Here is a 16,875-nt window from a genome sequence, read left to right on the forward strand (position 1 = left end):
GCTAAATACGTGCTATAAATTCATAAAAACTATTCTGGCATTGGTGGCATACGCTGAACGGGTGTTGCTGACAAAGCGTTCTGTGATGATCCGTCAGTACTCCGACTGTTGCCCGATGCCTGTGTCTGTGAAATGCTTGAGTTTTCGATAGGTTCAGGGGCAGTTGGTTTGCGCTGCTGGGTTTGAGTTTCAACCGGTTTTGCGGGTTGATTGGTATTGGACAACTCATCATCTTCAACAGCGTTAGAGACAATGCCATCATCAGTCATTTCTATAATTTGCTGTTGTTGCTTTTTAGATTTTGAGCGATTATTAATAGACACCCACTGATTTGGTGTGTCTTCGAGCTGTGCTTTCATGAAGTCTATCCAAACGGGCAGGGCGGCCACGCCACCGTACTCACGGCGACCCATAGATGTCGGTTGATCAAAGCCCATCCATACTACTGTTGCATTGGTAGGATGAAATCCTGCAAACCAGGCGTCTTTAGCTTCATTGGTGGTACCAGTTTTGCCGCCAATATCATCACGTCCCAAAGCTTTTGCTCGTACTGCAGTACCGCGCTGCACGACATCACGTAGGATATCTGCCATCTCAAATGCGACTCTAGGTTTTAGTATTCGCGGTGCTTGTTTGGCCATTATGTACTGTACAGCAGGCGCTTTTAAGCGATCTGACTGTGGACCTGCGTTGTAGATCGTATCATCAGCAACAGTAGTAGCTTCTTCTTCTTCAGTCTCTCCATCACTCTCTAACTCTTCAGTAGTCGACTCATCGGTGGTGCTAGTCTCATCTTCGAGTGATTGATTGTATTCCTCTAATAGCGTTTTATTGACCTCTTCGAGTTGCTCGTTGAAACATAATGCACAGGCTTGGAGAGGGTTGGCTTGGAATAGTAGCTCGTTCTTATAATTATAGATTTGCTCAATAAAGTAGGGCTGTACACGATGACCACCGTTGGCAAAAGTCGAATAGGCCGTTGCCATTTGTAAAGGAGTTGCTTGTCCTGCGCCGAGTGCTAGCGATAAAGTCGTTGGTAGTTTTTCTTTGTCTAAGCCAAACTCATCTAGTAAGTTACGGGCATCGGAGATACCAATGGCCTGTAGTAAGCGGATAGAAACCAAGTTGCGAGACAGGTACAAACCACGGCGCAAGGTGATATCGCCCAAGAAACGTTCGTCCGAGTTTTTAGGTTTCCAGTCCCCTACTTGTATAGGACGATCTGAGATAATACTATCTGGACGATAGCCTTTTTCTAAAGCAGCGGTGTAGACAAGCGGTTTAATGGTTGAACCAGGTTGACGCCAGCCTTGTAAGGCTCGGTTAAATTTACTGTGGTTAAAGTCAAAGCCGCCTACCAAGGCATTGACAGCACCAGTTTCTGGATTCAAAGAAACCAAGCTACCTTGTACTTCAGGTATTTGACCCAGTTGCCAACTGCCATTGTTAGTAGGTATTACGCGAACGATATCATTTTTGCTGACCACTTGGCTGGCATTATCAGGGTAGTAACCGATACGGTTGGCAGAGATATATTTACGTGCCCAGCGCATACCAGACCAGTTGACTGTTACGTTTTCACCTGACTTCAAGGTCGCTTCAAAACTACGAGCGTTGACTTTGGTAACTTTAGCAGGGGACATATTGCTATAGCGCTGGAAATTTTCGAGAGGCTCGTCATTTGCTTCAGCACCGCGCCAACCATGACGGTGCTCATAGGCCACTAAGCCTGTTAGTATGGCAGCTTCTGCATCTGTTTGTGCTTTGCTATCGACCGTGAGACGTACGCGCCAACCGCCATGCATGACTTGCTCACCGTAGCGTTCAACTAAGGTAGCACGCGTCATTTCTGCTAAATAAGGCATATTTACATCAAGCTTTTCTTGATATAGTTTGATGCCCACAGGTGAGTTGACGGCTTCATCATGTTGAGCCTTGGTAATGTAGCCAAGCTCATGCATACGGCCAATAATCCAGTTGCGGCGAGTCAAAGCCCGCGTAGGATTGGCAACAGGATTGTATTTCGAAGGGGCTTTCGGCAGACCGGCAAGCATTGCCATCTCAGCAATACTTAAACTGTCTAATGACTTACTGTAATACTTTTTGGCAGCAGCGCGAATGCCATAAGCGCCTTCGCCCAAATAAATCTTATTGACATATAGAGTTAAAATATCATTTTTACTCAGCTCGTCTTCGATTTTACGTGCTAAAAATAATTCCGTCAGTTTACGATTTAAGGTACGCTCTGGACTCAAAAAGTAATTTTTGGCGACCTGCATGGTGATAGTAGATCCACCAGTTTGACTATCGTCATCAGTCACAACTTCAGTAACTGCGCGCCCAAGCCCTTTGATACTAATACCACTATGCTGAAAAAAAGAAGCATCTTCTGCTGCTAAAAAAGCATGAGTCAAATCTTTTGGTATTTCATCAAAAGTGACTGGCAATGATAAACGGTTACCATATTGACCAATCAATTTGTCATCGCTACTATAAATCTGCAATGGCATTTCTAAGTTGGCAGTTTTGATTTCTTGAGTGCTAGGCAGAGTCGGCGATAAATACATCGCCATGCCATAAAAACCAATGGGCACAGCAAGTGCTAAGATGACTGCCAATGCTAGGCAAGCGACAAAAAGCCCCACCAAAAAGTGAATGAGACGAGCGGTAGCATTTTTTTTGGCCATAATAAGACTTATTAATTAGAGTTTGTAGCGGATAACTCATTATACCTTGAACAAAATAAGCAGGTCATAATAAATGTGTAAGTAGGCCTTAATATATTTTTAAACGCTTGAATCTATCAATTAAGTAAAGTATTGTATTCAATTATTACAAATAACTATCAGATTGTACACTTAATATAAGGTATAGAGTTTGTGAGGCTATTTACTTCTAAAAGTCGACATTTGATTGGTGTGGATATTTGTGCCACTTCAGTGAAGTTGGTTGACATACAGCGCCAACAAGGCATGTTCCATCTCAAATCTTATGGTATCGAGAGAATACCGGAAGGTATAGTCGTTGACAAACTCTTAGTAGACACAGAAGCGGTTGGCAACATTATAGCCAGTCTAGCGAGACGTTGCCAGGTAGCGGGCAGTAATGCGGCAACAGCCGTGTCAGGATCTGCTGTCATTACCAAAATCATTGACATGGATATGGTGCTAAACGATGTTGAGCGCGAAGCACAGATACGTTTGGATGCTGACCAGTATGTGCCTTATCCACTAGAAGACGTCAATCTCGACTTTGAGGTGCTAGGTCCGTCTTTAGTTGATGACAATATGGTGCAAGTGTTGCTCGCAGCCTCTCGCTCAGAAAACGTCGACCAACGTGTTGATGCCCTCACATTTGGTGGTATGCAAGCCAAGGTCATGGATATTGAGTCACATGCTATTGAACGCGCTTTTGGGTTGATGGTAGACAATCTGCCAAACATGCCAGAGTTGGTTGCATTGGTAGATATTGGTCATAATCAAACTACCTTGTATATCGCAAAAAATGGCGAGTTTATTTATAGTCGTGAGCAGTTATTTGGCGGTGTGCAACTGACAGAAGCCATCCAGAATCGCTACGGATTATCGTTTGAAGAAGCAACACTGAGCAAGCGTGAACGTACTTTACCTGATGATTACTATCCTGAAATCTTGACCCCCTTTATAGAAAGTACCATTCAACAAATCACTCGTTCTTTGCAGTTTTATTTCTCTTCTAGTCAGTACAGCAGTATTGACCATGTAGTACTTGCAGGCGGTAGTAGCTCTATCGCAGGTCTCGCTGGATTGGCACAACAAAAACTCGGGGTGAGTGTTAGTGTGGCCAATCCATTTACCAATATGACCATTGCGCCTAATATTGATAATGAGCAATTGACCATTGATGCACCAAGCCTAATGGCTGCATGCGGTCTTGCGTTAAGGAGCTTTGACTAATGGCTCGTATTAACCTTTTACCTTGGCGACAAGAAGAGCGTGACCGTCGCAACAAAGAGTTTATGACTCTGGTAGTCGCAGTGACTCTACTCACTTTACTGGCTGCATTTGCTTCATGGAGCTATTTCAATAATGAGCTCGATGAGCAGCTTGATGCCAATGCATTAATTGAACAAGAAAACGCACGCTTAGATACGGCACTCACTGAAATTGACAGTTTAGAGCAGCGCCGTGAAGATATTATCTCGCGTATGCAGGTTATTCAGGACTTGCAGGGTCGCCGTCCGGTTCCTGTACGCTTATGGGATGACTTGGCTCGTGCCATTCCACCAGCACTATATTTGAACAACCTAAAACGCGAAGGCGATGTTTTGACTTTGACAGGCCTTGCAGATAACCCAAACATTGTGTCGAGCTTGATTCGTAACTTAGATAGTAGTAAGTGGATGGGTAACTCGGCAGTGAGTAATATTCAGCAGAATATCAGTGCTTATGAAGCAGCTCCAGTACTTAATAACACTGTCGCTACTGGCGAACAACCACGCCCTGTATACCCTGAAGACAGTTATGTGCAGTTTGTGATAACGACTAAAGTACAATCTGAGACACCTGTTCCTGCTGAAGATGGTGTGGGAGGGGAGTTATGAAGCTTGTCCGCAAGAAAAGCCTAGTCAAAACTAAGAAAACGGCGTTAAAACCGAAAAAGCAGTTTGACTTAAATGAATTCCGCCGCAGCTTTGAATCGTTGGATTCTGAGAACTATGGCAGCTGGCCATTACCAGTAAAGGTAACGGTAATTGGTCTTATTATTACCTTTATCGCAGCACTGTCATGGGCGCTACCAATTAGCAGCAAAATAGATGAGATCAAGGCAGCTGAGAGTCAGCAACAGACCTTGCTTGACAGCTACCGTGAAAAAGAGTCACGTGCGCGTCACTTAGAAGCTTATCAAGCGCAAGTTGTGCAAATGGAAACTGAATTTAATACCTTGTTAGATCAGTTGCCAAAAGATACCCGTGTGTCAGAATTGGTAGAAGGTATCAATATGACAGGCGTCGGTAGTAATATTCGTTTCCAAGATATATCAGTAGAGCCTGAGATTGAAAACGAATTCTTTATTGAGCAGCCGATCCGTATCGCGGCTTTGGGTGAGTATCATCAATTTGGTAGCTTTATCAGTGGTCTTGCTGCATTACCTCGAATCATTACTATGCATGATTTTGAAGTGAGTAACCCGCAGCCGAGTTTGGATGTTTTACCAGAACTGAATTTGGTACTGCAAACGAAGACTTATCGTTCCAAAGAAGCTGCTCCTGAAGATGAAGCAGCAGTCGCTACTGATGCAAACGCAGGAGGCAACTAATGAGTATACAAAAATTACCCATGTTGTTGGCTTTGAGTGTCTCAGCTGTATCTATGGCTGGCTGTGCTGACCGTATCGGAATGGCAGAGCAAGCGATGACTGATATTCGTAACCAGCCAGCACAGCCTATCGAACCACCGCCTCAAGCTGAACTGGTAGAAGATTTTGTCTATAGTGCCAGCGCGCAGCGTAGTCCTTTTCTACCGCCAAGCTTGGTCAATGTACAAGGTCCTACGACGTCTATTGATGGCGTCCGCCCAGACATTACAAGGGTCAAAGAACCACTTGAGCAATATGAGTTATCGCAACTGATCTTTCGAGGAGTCGTGGTTTCACCCGAAGGACAGCGATACGCATTGGTACAACGCCCTGATGGTTCAGTTGCTAGTGTGAAGGTAGGTGATTATCTTGGATTGAATGACGGCCGTATTGTTGAAATCACGCCGACCCAGATTAACTTGATTGAAATTGTGCCAGACAGCCGCGCAGGGTTTGTTGAAAAACCCCAGTCGCTGGTATCCCCCATAAGCTAAGTCGGCAGATTTTTTGAGGAATAAATAATGACAGTACGCAATAACAAGGTAATGACGATGAGTAACCGCGTTTCTTCTGCTTTTGCCATTTCAGCATTGGCAGTGAGCATGGTAGCAGTAAGCAATAGCGCTCATGCGGCTCAGCGTATCAATAGTGTCTCTGTGGTACAAACGGCACCAGCAGTGACACAAATGCGTTTGGGGTTTGCAGGACTACCTGTATTGCCGGCAGCCTACCAACTTGATGATCCTAGCCGCTTGGTACTAGATTTTGAACAAGTGCAAAACGGTCTTACTAGTCGCTTTAACGAATACAATATTGGTATGGTTAACGATGTCACCACGTTGAGTAGCGATAGCACAACGCGCCTTATCGTTGGTCTCAAACAGTCAGGAAATTACACAACAGCGATTGAGGGTAATGATCTGCTATTGACGATTACTGATCCCAACCGCCCAGTGATTACTAGCGATCCTATACAAGATGTCCTTAATAACAACAATGGTATAACCACCACGGCAGTCGTGACACCAATTATCGAGACGAGTGCTACTCCTGTGGCGGCTGTCCAAACAACCAGTACCACAGTAGTAAAAAATGAAGTGCCAGCCGACACGATGGTAGTAAGAGTTAATCCACTACTAAATCCGCAGCTCGCTTCCTCACAAGTAAGTAGACAGTACAGTTATGACGGTCTAAGCGCGGTCAATTTTTCGGCAGGTAGTGACGGTGGTGGCAACGTCAGTATGGTACTCGCCAATGAAGCCATTCCAGTGGACGTACAGCGTCAGGGTAACAAGCTTGTGGTACGCCTAACGGGCAGTACCGTTCCTAGAAACCTGTTGCGTCGATTAAATATTAATAGCGGTCTGGTTAGTAGTATTGATACAAAAAACCAAGGTCAAAATGGTGTTGTCACTATTAACATGACTGAGGACTACGAATATCAAGCTTACCAGTCAGGCAATCAATTAAATATCAGTATCAATAGGCCTGAGCTGCTACGTGAGCCGACGCTTGAAGAAAGAGTATATAGCGGCGAGCCATTGTCTATGGAGTTTCAAGACGTTGAAATTCGTAGTGTTCTAGATATCTTAGCGCAGTTTACTGAGATGAATGTTGTGGCTAGCGATTCAGTCGCTGGTAATATTACGTTGCGTCTGATCAATGTTCCTTGGGATCAAGCGCTTGATATTATCTTAAAAAGTAAAAATTTAGGTAAGCGCGAAAACGGTAATGTTATTTTGGTCGCGCCTTCTACAGAGCTTGCAGAGCAAGAAGCTCGTGAGCTAGAAGCACAACAAGCGGTTCAATCTTATGCACCGCTCCGTACTGAATATATTCGTCTGAGCTATGCAAAAGCACAAGATGTCTTAACACTTATTTCTCAAGGCAGCGGCGCATCGAATAACAACAGCGGTCTGTCAAATCGAGTAGATGACAACAATACGTTATTATCCAGTCGTGGCACGGTAACGATTGATGAGCGTACCAACACACTCATCATTAAAGACGTGGCGGATAGCATTGAGAATATCCACAAATTAATCAGTAAAATCGATATTCCTGTTCGACAAGTCATGATTGAAGCGCGTATCGTGAGCGCCACTGATACTTTCAGTAAAGAGATCGGCGTAAGCTGGGGTATCTTGTCTAGTGGCGCAGCTACTAACCGTAACTTATTGGTTGGTGGTAGTAATCAGACGTTAGCAGATCTTAAAGATTTTGATATAGAAACCACGACAATTAACGGACAAACGGTTTCTTACCCTTCTTATGACATCACTAGTCCTGACAACCTCAATGTGGATTTGGGTATTGATAATGCGGCTGGCAGCATTGCCTTTGGCTTACTAAATATTTCTGATTACATGCTCGACCTTGAACTGTCCGCCTTGCAAGCAGACAATCGCGGAGAGGTCATCTCTACACCGAAAGTCTTAACCGCTGATAAGCAAACCGCGAAAGTCTCTTCTGGCACACAGATTCCTTATCAGGAGGCCTCAGCCAGTGGTGCAACCACGACCAGCTTTAGAGAAGCAGCGCTAAGCTTGGAGGCAACGCCGAATATCACGCCTGATGGTAAGATTGGCCTGCAGCTACTTATCACCAACGGCACGCCAGTGTTCACTAATGGCATCGTTGCTATCAATGAAGATTCTATATCAACCAACGTGACTATCGAAGATGGTCAAACGGTCGTGCTGGGCGGAATATTTAGAAACCGTACCAACAATAACGTAGACAAGGTACCTTTCTTAGGTGATTTACCATACATCGGTCGCGCATTCCGTAGAGATGTTCGTAATAACAACAAGGAAGAGTTACTCATCTTTATCACACCAAAACTGATCAATGATGGCACTAGCCGTCTGAACTAGTCGTCTCTCTATTCCGCCTTCGTTGAAAAGCAAGCCATAGTGCTTGCTTTTTTTGTGCATGAATCAAATATCTCTAAGAGCGTGTTATACCTACATTGACTAATGGGTAAGGTGCGATAAATATTACTGACAATAATCATGGCGCATTACTAGCCAGAATATCAATGACGTTGTATCATAGCTAATTTAGCTGAGTGAGTATTATGGTGCAGGAATTGCCGTCGGTGTTTTTAGTGGGACCGATGGGAGCGGGTAAGACGACAATTGGTAAATTGCTTGCCAAGCAACTGGGTCGAACTTTTGTAGATAGTGATTGGTACATAGAATCGCAAACAGGTGCCGATATTGCTTGGATATTTGCCAAAGAGGGCGAAGCAGGTTTCCGTGAGCGTGAAACACGTGCCATCGATGAATTGACTCAGACGCCCCAAATCGTACTAGCGACAGGCGGTGGCGCAGTGATGTGTGCCGAAAACCGAGCGTTTTTAAAACAACGTGGCATTGTGGTTTATCTAAATGCACCCGTTGATGTACAAATGGCACGCACTGCTAAAGACAAGTCGCGACCACTCCTACAACAGCCCAATCCTAGAAAAATATTGCAAGAGCTATATAGCATTCGTGATCCATTATACCGTCAGGTTTCACATATTATTATGCCTACTGGTCACACCTATCCGCGCCATATGGTCAATCAGTTATTGCAGCAGCTAACCACGTTTTTTGACGGTACTGATGCATTGCTGACAGATGATGAGTAATAGGTCGACACTATAGATTTTAACTTTTAATAACTTTAACTTCTAACAATAGTGTTGACCTGCCAACCCAGTTACTTTTACCCCAATAAAAATGCTTAAGGAGTGTCTCATGACAGCATCACTATTTCATGATCGCCTAACTGTTCACGCTCAGAGCCATGACTATCCAATTGTTATTACTGAAGATTCTGAGGCAGAAAACAGTAGTATGGCAAAACAGATTGCCCCTTATATCAGTGGTCGCCAAGTATTAATTGTCACCAATGATACGGTCGCCCCCCTGTACCTAAAAGCATTGGAAGACGAGCTGGCAGAGCAATTCACAGTAAAGGTTTGTGTGTTGCCAGATGGTGAGCAATACAAGAACCAGCAAAGCATTGATAAGATCTATGATGCACTAATGACAGAGCACTTCAATCGTGACGTCACACTTATTGCGCTTGGCGGCGGCGTGATTGGTGATATGACAGGTTTTGCTGCAGCCAGTTTTATGCGAGGAGTGAACTTTATCCAAATTCCAACAACACTATTATCACAAGTTGATTCTAGTGTCGGGGGTAAGACGGGTATCAATCATGCACAAGGTAAAAACATGATTGGCGCGTTCTGGCAGCCGCAGATGGTGCTTGCAGACATGAGTACGCTCAAAACCTTACCTGCGCGTGAGCTATCGGCAGGCGTTGCTGAAATCATCAAATATGCGCTTATTATGGACGATGCATTTTTGGTATGGCTTGAAGAGAATTTGCCAGCGATGATGGCGCTAGATTTGGCTGTGCTTGGTGAAGCCGTGAAGCGCTGCTGCCAATACAAAGCAGATGTCGTAGCGCAAGATGAAAGAGAATCCGGTGTACGTGCATTGCTCAACTTTGGACATACCTTTGGTCATGTGATAGAGACTCATCAAGGTTATGGCAATTGGTTACACGGTGAGGCAGTAGCCGCTGGCATGATGCAAGCTGCTGAATTATCCCAAAGAATCGGTTGGTTGACCCATGATGATGTTGCACGCATTAGACGCGTTCTAATTCTAGGTAATTTGCCAATTACGCCGCCTGCAATTGATGCACAAACGGCTCTGAATTTAATGGGTCACGACAAAAAAGTCAAACACGGACAAATCAGGCTGATTTTGTTAAAATCAATAGGTAGTGCGGTGTTAACTGATGATTTCGATTCGGCACTGTTATCTGAAGTGTTATCACAACATAGCGCATAGTTTATCAAAATCTTAGCGATCAGTTGTTTATATCGAGCGTTGGTAAACACTTTTGATGAGCATTTTTGATAAGTACTAAGGTTATTAAGGTTACTAACGGCACCTCTGCTAGAATGAGTATTTCTACACTGCTCTTAAATGTGTTTTTACCAAGGATATCTCCATGGCAGCATCAAAATCGACGACGCGTACCGCTGGGCAGTCACACAGTCGTCAAGCATTGATTTGGCTAGTAGTGACGCTACTGTTGGGCGTTGTTACCGCCCTAGTGTGGATGCTCAGTCAGACACCAGCAATGGGTGCCAAAATCGAAAACGAGCCGGTATCAGCGCCGCAAATGCTAGCAGAAGAGTTTGAGCAGCCATTGCAGATCGAGTCGCTACATGAGCTTGATACGGATGTGCAGCCAATCAGTTTTGATGCAACTGTCCGTGATTTACGTAACTATCCTGATGAGTTCAAGGATAAGCGTTACTTACTCGCTAATAAAGGCAAGTGGACCGTGCAGGTGATGAACGTTGCTGAGAATGATGTGATTGTCAGCTATCTTGAAGGCCGTGCGGATCGTGATAAGTTTGCTTATTTTCGCTACCTTGATGAAGAAAAACAAGTCCGCTATATGTTGACTTATGGACTGATGAGTAGTCCACAAGAAGCGGCAGGCGCATCGAAATTGGTAGATTTTAAGCTACCTGCTAATGTGCGAGTGCTGCCAGAAGAGATCAATCGATATGTCAGTATTATCGATAACTACGAACGTCCTGATCCAGTAAAAGACTTGAGTACCAAGCGTACGCGGGCTGTGAATCTTAAGCCGACTAAACGTGAAGTACCAGCACGTCAGCAGGCTCAAGCAGTCAATAATACTAGTAACAATCAAGCTACCGATAGCGGGTCTAGTCAAAGCAGTCAGAGTACCGCTAGTAGTAGTCGCAGTACAGAAGAAAGCATCCGCCAGTCAGTCGATACCTCAGCCACGCTATCCGTTACTGAAGAGCGTACCGTTGGAGGAGAGCCACAGTCTACTCCTGAAGCACCAGCAAAAACTGAAAATGATGCCAATAAACCAAAACAGGACAACAAAAAGCCAGTAACACCAGCACCTGAAAACAATACGACTAGTAAAAAACCACCAGTCGTACCTGCACCAAAACCACCAAGCACAGCTAATACTGGCACCAGTAACAGCTCAAACGCTACCAATAAACCTGCTAGCACAAACGCACCTAAAAATAACAGTGATAGCATAAAGACACTGATAGAAGATAAAAGCAACTGATCTTTATTTCTCGTTGCTTATAGAACCCACTAGCCAAATAGCTAGTGGGTTTTTTTGTACTATTTTCTAGGTTGCTAATAGTAGGTCTGAATAATTTAAAAGAGATATCAACGGAGATAAACTGTTATATATCAACGCAGCGAAGCCTTATATGGTCTTATTATATTAAATTTTTAATAGCGTTGTTGTCTATCCTATAACCAATAGTAATAAGTCTTCTTACAAATTATGGCTGATGAATCGACAGAAAAGACTAGATTTTTTGTGAATCATTAACTAATATAACTGTGGGCGACGTTCTGTATAGTTATCGTAAAAACTGTTTATTAAACAATAATTTAGTTACAAATCCAAGGTTTTTTGGTTTTGTAACTATAATTTGTTGTCTCAAGCGCGGCTACTTGCCATCTACAATAAAGTTATCGTAAGTGACGCAACCTCTCTTATTATCACTCTTTTTAGGGTGAATAAAGCGCTTGAATACAGAGCGTCAGATATTCAAAACGAACCAAATGCACGGTTATTAAATGGTCAGATGTCCAGCCTTCATTGCCAGACATGACAACATAACAAACGATGCTTAAACGAATGACATAAGATATTAATGAGTAAGTAACTGGCATTTAGGAGTATAAGTTACCCCGTTGCCAAGGGCTGCTACTTACTATCTATTAATATATGAAGCATATGTCACGACATTATCTAATGACCAGGAGGGTCAGGGGTTTACTTGCTGCTAGAGCATGATGTCTATTGAGCCTCGCGCCATTTACTAATTCGAGAAAACCCGAATATCCATTATCAGCCCGTTCTGCCTACGGGTACCAGCTTATATTCCGCATTGGAGGTGTAAGTTGCCCGTCTACTTAAAAGGACAAGCTATGTCGATGATTTCCTCGCAAACACACCTGGCCACGCCAGATGATTTTTCTGATAATTGCGGTTTTGGTCTGATTGCTCATATTGAAGGTCAAGCCAGCCATGACTTGGTAAAAACCGCCATTCATAGTTTAAGTTGTATGACACACCGCGGCGGTGTAGCAGCTGATGGTAGAACTGGTGATGGTTGTGGCCTGCTGTTAGCAACGCCTACCGACTTTTTTAAACAGATTGCCCATGAGCAGCAATTTGCAATCACAGATAATTTTGCTGTTGGTATGGTGTTCGTCAATTTGAATGATGATAAAGCCAAACATAGCCAGCAAGTGCTAAGCGATGAAATTACTGCTCAAGGATTAGAAGTAGCTGGCTGGCGCGATGTGCCACTTGATTTGAGCATCGTCGGTGATATTGGCCGTGAGACTTTGCCAGACTTTAAGCAAGTATTCGTCAACGCGCCAGATGATTTGGCTGCGGATGACTTTAATCGTAAGCTGTTTGTCGCACGCAAAAAAGCAGAGCAGCGCTTGGCTGACGACGAGCTGTTTTATGTCTGTTCATTGAGTTGCCAGACAATTATCTATAAAGGTCTGGTGATGCCTTCAGATCTACCAGCATTTTTTTTAGATCTACAAGATGAGCGCCTGGCCTCACATATTGTTGTGTTCCATCAGCGTTTCTCCACCAATACATTGCCGCGCTGGCCATTGGCACAGCCATTCCGTTACCTTGCCCATAATGGCGAATTGAACACCATCACAGGTAACCGCAACTGGTCTAAAGCACGTACGCCAAAGCTCAAATCAGATAAACTGCCTAACTTGAATGAGCTGACACCACTTGTAAATAGTACAGGCTCTGACTCATCAAGCTTAGACAATATGCTTGAAGTGCTAATGTCTGGTGGTATGAATCTGTTCCATGCAATGTCGATTTTGGTGCCCCCTGCATGGCAGAATGTCGATAGTATGGACATGGACTTGCGCGCGTTTTATGAGTTTTACTCGCAGCATATGGAAGCGTGGGATGGTCCAGCAGGACTCGTGATTCAAGATGGTCGTTATGCCGTTTGTATGCTTGATAGAAACGGTCTACGTCCGTCACGTTGGGTAACCACCAAGAATGGCTATATTACTGTTGCCTCAGAGGTTGGCGTTTGGGATTATGAGCCAACGGACGTATTGGCAAAAGGCCGTGTTGGGCCTGGTCAGATGCTAGTAATCGATACGCTAACAGGTCAAGTGATGGATACCACAGCCATTGCAAACTTACTGAAAAACGCACATCCGTACCGTAAGTGGTTACGTGAAGAGGCGACGCGTGTTCGTGATGATGAGCGCTTAGAAGAAACTTTGGCCACGCAATCGTGCCGCGGTGACAAGTTAAAAGCCTTACAGAAGATGTACCACATCACCAATGAAGAGCGTACAGAAATCATTCGCCCTAATGCCGAAAACGGTCAGGAGCCAGTTGGCTCGATGGGTGATGACACGCCAATGGCAGTGTTGTCACAGCAAATTCGCCATGTCGGTGATTTTTTCCGTCAGCAGTTTGCTCAGGTAACCAACCCACCAATCGATCCACTCCGTGAATCTATTGTGATGTCATTGCAGACATGCTTAGGTGCTGAGACTAACGTATTTGCACCCTCAGCGAGAGACGCGCACCGTATTATCTTGTCGTCACCAGTTTTGTCAGCCAGCAAGATGCAGCAGCTTGAAAAACTGGATGATCCAGCGTTTAAGATGGCCCGTATTGATCTAAACTATGACCGTACTCTGGAGCTATCTGATGCTATCGTCGCTATCTGCGAGGAAGTGGCAGATAACATCCGCTCAGGTAATACATTGATTGTCCTATCTGATAGAGATATCGATGCAGACAAAATACCAGCCAACGCTATTATGGTTACTGGTGCCGTACACCATTATCTTATCGCGCAGGGTATTCGTACCGATGCCAACTTAGTGATTGAGACAGGTCTTGCTCGTGACTCGCATCAAATAGCAGTATTGATTGGCTTTGGTGCAACCTGTGTGTATCCATACCTAGCATATGATGTCATTGATGACTTGGTTGCTACTGGTGAGCTGCTTGGTGATCCGATCCAAGCGCGCGTCAATTTCCGTAAAGGCTTGGATAAAGGCTTACTAAAAATCCTCTCAAAAATGGGTATCTCTACCATTGTTTCTTATCGCGGGGCACAGCTGTTTGAAGCAGTTGGTCTATCAGAAGAAGTGGTAAACCTATGCTTTAAAGGCGTACAAAGCCGTATCAAAGGCGCTACCTTTGCAGATCTTGCCGCTGACCAAGCGCAACTGGCTGCCAATGCATTTAAGCGCCGTGCACCACTAGATCAGGGCGGCTTGCTCAAGTTTGTTTTCAATAAGGAGTACCATGCCTTTAACCCTGACGTAATCAACAGCCTACATACAGCAGTACGTACGGGTGATTATGAGAATTATCAGAATTATGCCAATCTGGTCAATAGCCGTCCGGTTGCGACGTTACGTGATTTGTTGCAACTCAAAACTGACAACAGTATTGATGTCAATGATGTAGAGGATATCTCTGAGATTTTGACGCGTTTTGATTCAGCTGGTATGTCGTTAGGCGCGCTATCTCCTGAAGCGCACGAGTCAATCGCAATGGCTATGAATACCATCGGTGGGCGCTCAAACTCTGGTGAAGGCGGCGAAGATCCTGCGCGTTACGGTACGCTGCGCAACTCAAAAATCAAGCAAGTTGCCTCTGGTCGTTTTGGCGTGACGCCTGCCTATCTACGCTCAGCTGAGGTGATGCAGATTAAAGTTGCTCAAGGTGCTAAGCCAGGTGAAGGTGGACAGCTGCCTGGTGGTAAAGTAAACGCGCTGATTGCACGTTTACGTTATTCGGTGCCAGGAGTGACACTGATTTCACCGCCGCCGCATCACGATATTTACTCTATCGAAGATTTGGCGCAGTTGATTTTTGATTTAAAACAAGTCAATCCAGACGCATTAGTATCAGTTAAATTGGTGTCGCGTCCAGGTGTGGGAACAATCGCAACGGGCGTTGCAAAAGCCTATGCCGATCTGATTACTATCTCAGGTTATGATGGTGGTACAGCAGCGTCTCCGCTATCGTCTATCCACCATGCAGGCTCACCATGGGAGCTGGGTCTGGCTGAGACTCATCAGTCTCTACGAGTGAATGGATTACGTGATAAGGTACGTGTTCAGACTGATGGTGGCTTAAAAACAGGACTGGATGTCGTCAAGGCCGCTATTCTTGGTGCAGAAAGCTTTGGTTTTGGTACCACGCCGATGATTGCGGTTGGTTGTAAATACCTACGTATCTGTCATTTAAATAACTGCCCAACAGGCGTCGCTACCCAAAAAGCCAAACTGCGTGACGAGCATTTCATTGGCGAAGCAGAAATGCTGATTAACTTCTTTAAGTTTGTGGCGACCGAAACACGCGAATGGTTAGCAGCCCTAGGGGTTCGCAGCATGGAAGAGCTGGTCGGTCGTACTGACTTGCTCGATATTTTAGAAGGCAATACTGAAAAGCAGCGCCATCTTGATTTGACCCCATTGCTATTTAGTCATCCAGCTAGCGTGGGCAAAGCCCAGACGTGTCAAGTGGAGCGTAACGAGCCATTTGATAAAGGGTTACTTGCTGAACAGATGATTAGCGATATGATTGTGAATATTCGCCAAGGTTCAGGTGGTGATTACAACTATTTCGTTGGTAACTGTGACCGCTCTATCGGTGCTCGTATCTCTGGTGAGATTGCACAAGTATGGGGCAACCTTGGCATGAGTGATATGCCGATCAAGCTTCGTCTTACTGGTACAGCAGGTCAGAGCTTGGGTGTGTGGAATGCGGGCGGTCTGAATATTGAGCTTGAAGGCGATGCCAATGACTATGTCGGTAAAGGTATGGCAGGTGGTGAGATTGTTATTTACCCGCCAAAAAATTCGAACTTTACAGCACAAGAAACCGCCATCATTGGTAATACCTGCCTATACGGGGCAACAGGCGGTAAGCTATATGCTGCTGGTACAGCAGGTGAGCGTTTTGGGGTACGTAACTCAGGTACGCATGCTGTCATCGAAGGCACAGGCGATCATTGCTGTGAATACATGACAGGCGGTATCGTGACTATCCTTGGACGTACTGGCCTCAACTTTGGTGCTGGTATGACCGGTGGTTTTGCTTATGTACTCGATATGGAAGGAGATTTCTTTGATCGCTGTAACCATGAGCTGATCGATCTCAACCGTATCTCAAGCGAGCAAACCGAAGAGCATCGTATTCACTTGCAACAAGTGATTGAGACTCACGTAGAAAAAACAGGTAGCGCATGGGGCCAGACCATACTAGATGACTTTGAACATTACGTTCGTAAGTTCTATTTGGTGAAGCCAAAAGCGGCAAATATCGCAAGCCTCCTCAAAACCACTATGGCAGATCCTCAGTAGTCGATCTGTAATGCTTACACAGTAACGATCATTTGCTATTTATGACTTTATGATCGCT

Annotated in this window: 10 protein-coding genes; 9 read left to right on the forward strand and 1 reads right to left on the reverse strand. The window is 44.7% G+C overall.

Annotation, left to right across the window (positions count from 1 at the left end):
- Window positions 1-29: 29 nt before the first annotated feature.
- Entirely contained in the window at window positions 30-2,687 is a 2,658-nt protein-coding gene (locus AC5JP1_RS11850; RefSeq protein ID WP_493844249.1) for a penicillin-binding protein 1A, read from the reverse strand.
- Between the two features lie 192 nt (window positions 2,688-2,879).
- Here AC5JP1_RS11850 and pilM point away from each other — a divergent pair, with 192 nt between their 5' ends.
- From pilM to gltB, 9 genes are all read left to right on the forward strand, one after another.
- Complete coding sequence (gene pilM, locus AC5JP1_RS11855) at window positions 2,880-3,935, forward strand: type IV pilus assembly protein PilM (protein ID WP_319050987.1); 1,056 nt, start codon at window positions 2,880-2,882, stop codon at window positions 3,933-3,935.
- On the forward strand, window positions 3,935-4,582 hold the full coding sequence (locus AC5JP1_RS11860) for a PilN domain-containing protein (RefSeq protein ID WP_319050986.1): 648 nt from the start codon (window positions 3,935-3,937) through the stop codon (window positions 4,580-4,582). The genes pilM and AC5JP1_RS11860 overlap by 1 nt, the downstream gene beginning before the upstream one ends.
- A complete protein-coding gene (locus AC5JP1_RS11865) occupies window positions 4,579-5,298 on the forward strand; it encodes a type IV pilus inner membrane component PilO (RefSeq protein WP_493844250.1) in 720 nt (239 codons plus the stop codon). The genes AC5JP1_RS11860 and AC5JP1_RS11865 overlap by 4 nt, the downstream gene beginning before the upstream one ends.
- Entirely contained in the window at window positions 5,298-5,831 is a 534-nt protein-coding gene (locus AC5JP1_RS11870; RefSeq protein ID WP_319050984.1) for a pilus assembly protein PilP, read from the forward strand. The genes AC5JP1_RS11865 and AC5JP1_RS11870 overlap by 1 nt, the downstream gene beginning before the upstream one ends.
- Window positions 5,832-5,858: 27 nt before the next feature.
- The gene (locus tag AC5JP1_RS11875) at window positions 5,859-8,213 is read left to right on the forward strand and encodes a type IV pilus secretin PilQ (protein WP_493844251.1); all 2,355 of its coding nucleotides are present in this window, start codon (window positions 5,859-5,861) and stop codon (window positions 8,211-8,213) included.
- Between the two features lie 203 nt (window positions 8,214-8,416).
- A complete protein-coding gene (gene aroK / locus AC5JP1_RS11880; RefSeq protein ID WP_319050982.1) occupies window positions 8,417-8,974 on the forward strand; it encodes a shikimate kinase AroK in 558 nt (185 codons plus the stop codon).
- A 109-nt stretch (window positions 8,975-9,083) separates the two neighbouring features.
- The gene (gene aroB / locus AC5JP1_RS11885; RefSeq protein ID WP_493844252.1) at window positions 9,084-10,193 is read left to right on the forward strand and encodes a 3-dehydroquinate synthase; all 1,110 of its coding nucleotides are present in this window, start codon (window positions 9,084-9,086) and stop codon (window positions 10,191-10,193) included.
- 163 nt (window positions 10,194-10,356) lie between these two features.
- On the forward strand, window positions 10,357-11,472 hold the full coding sequence (locus AC5JP1_RS11890; RefSeq protein WP_493844253.1) for a hypothetical protein: 1,116 nt from the start codon (window positions 10,357-10,359) through the stop codon (window positions 11,470-11,472).
- An 881-nt stretch (window positions 11,473-12,353) separates the two neighbouring features.
- Window positions 12,354-16,817, forward strand: a complete 4,464-nt coding sequence (gene gltB, locus AC5JP1_RS11895; protein ID WP_493844254.1) for a glutamate synthase large subunit — start codon at window positions 12,354-12,356, stop codon at window positions 16,815-16,817.
- Window positions 16,818-16,875 lie beyond the last annotated feature (58 nt).

This window comes from Psychrobacter sp. H29, assembly GCF_059073055.1.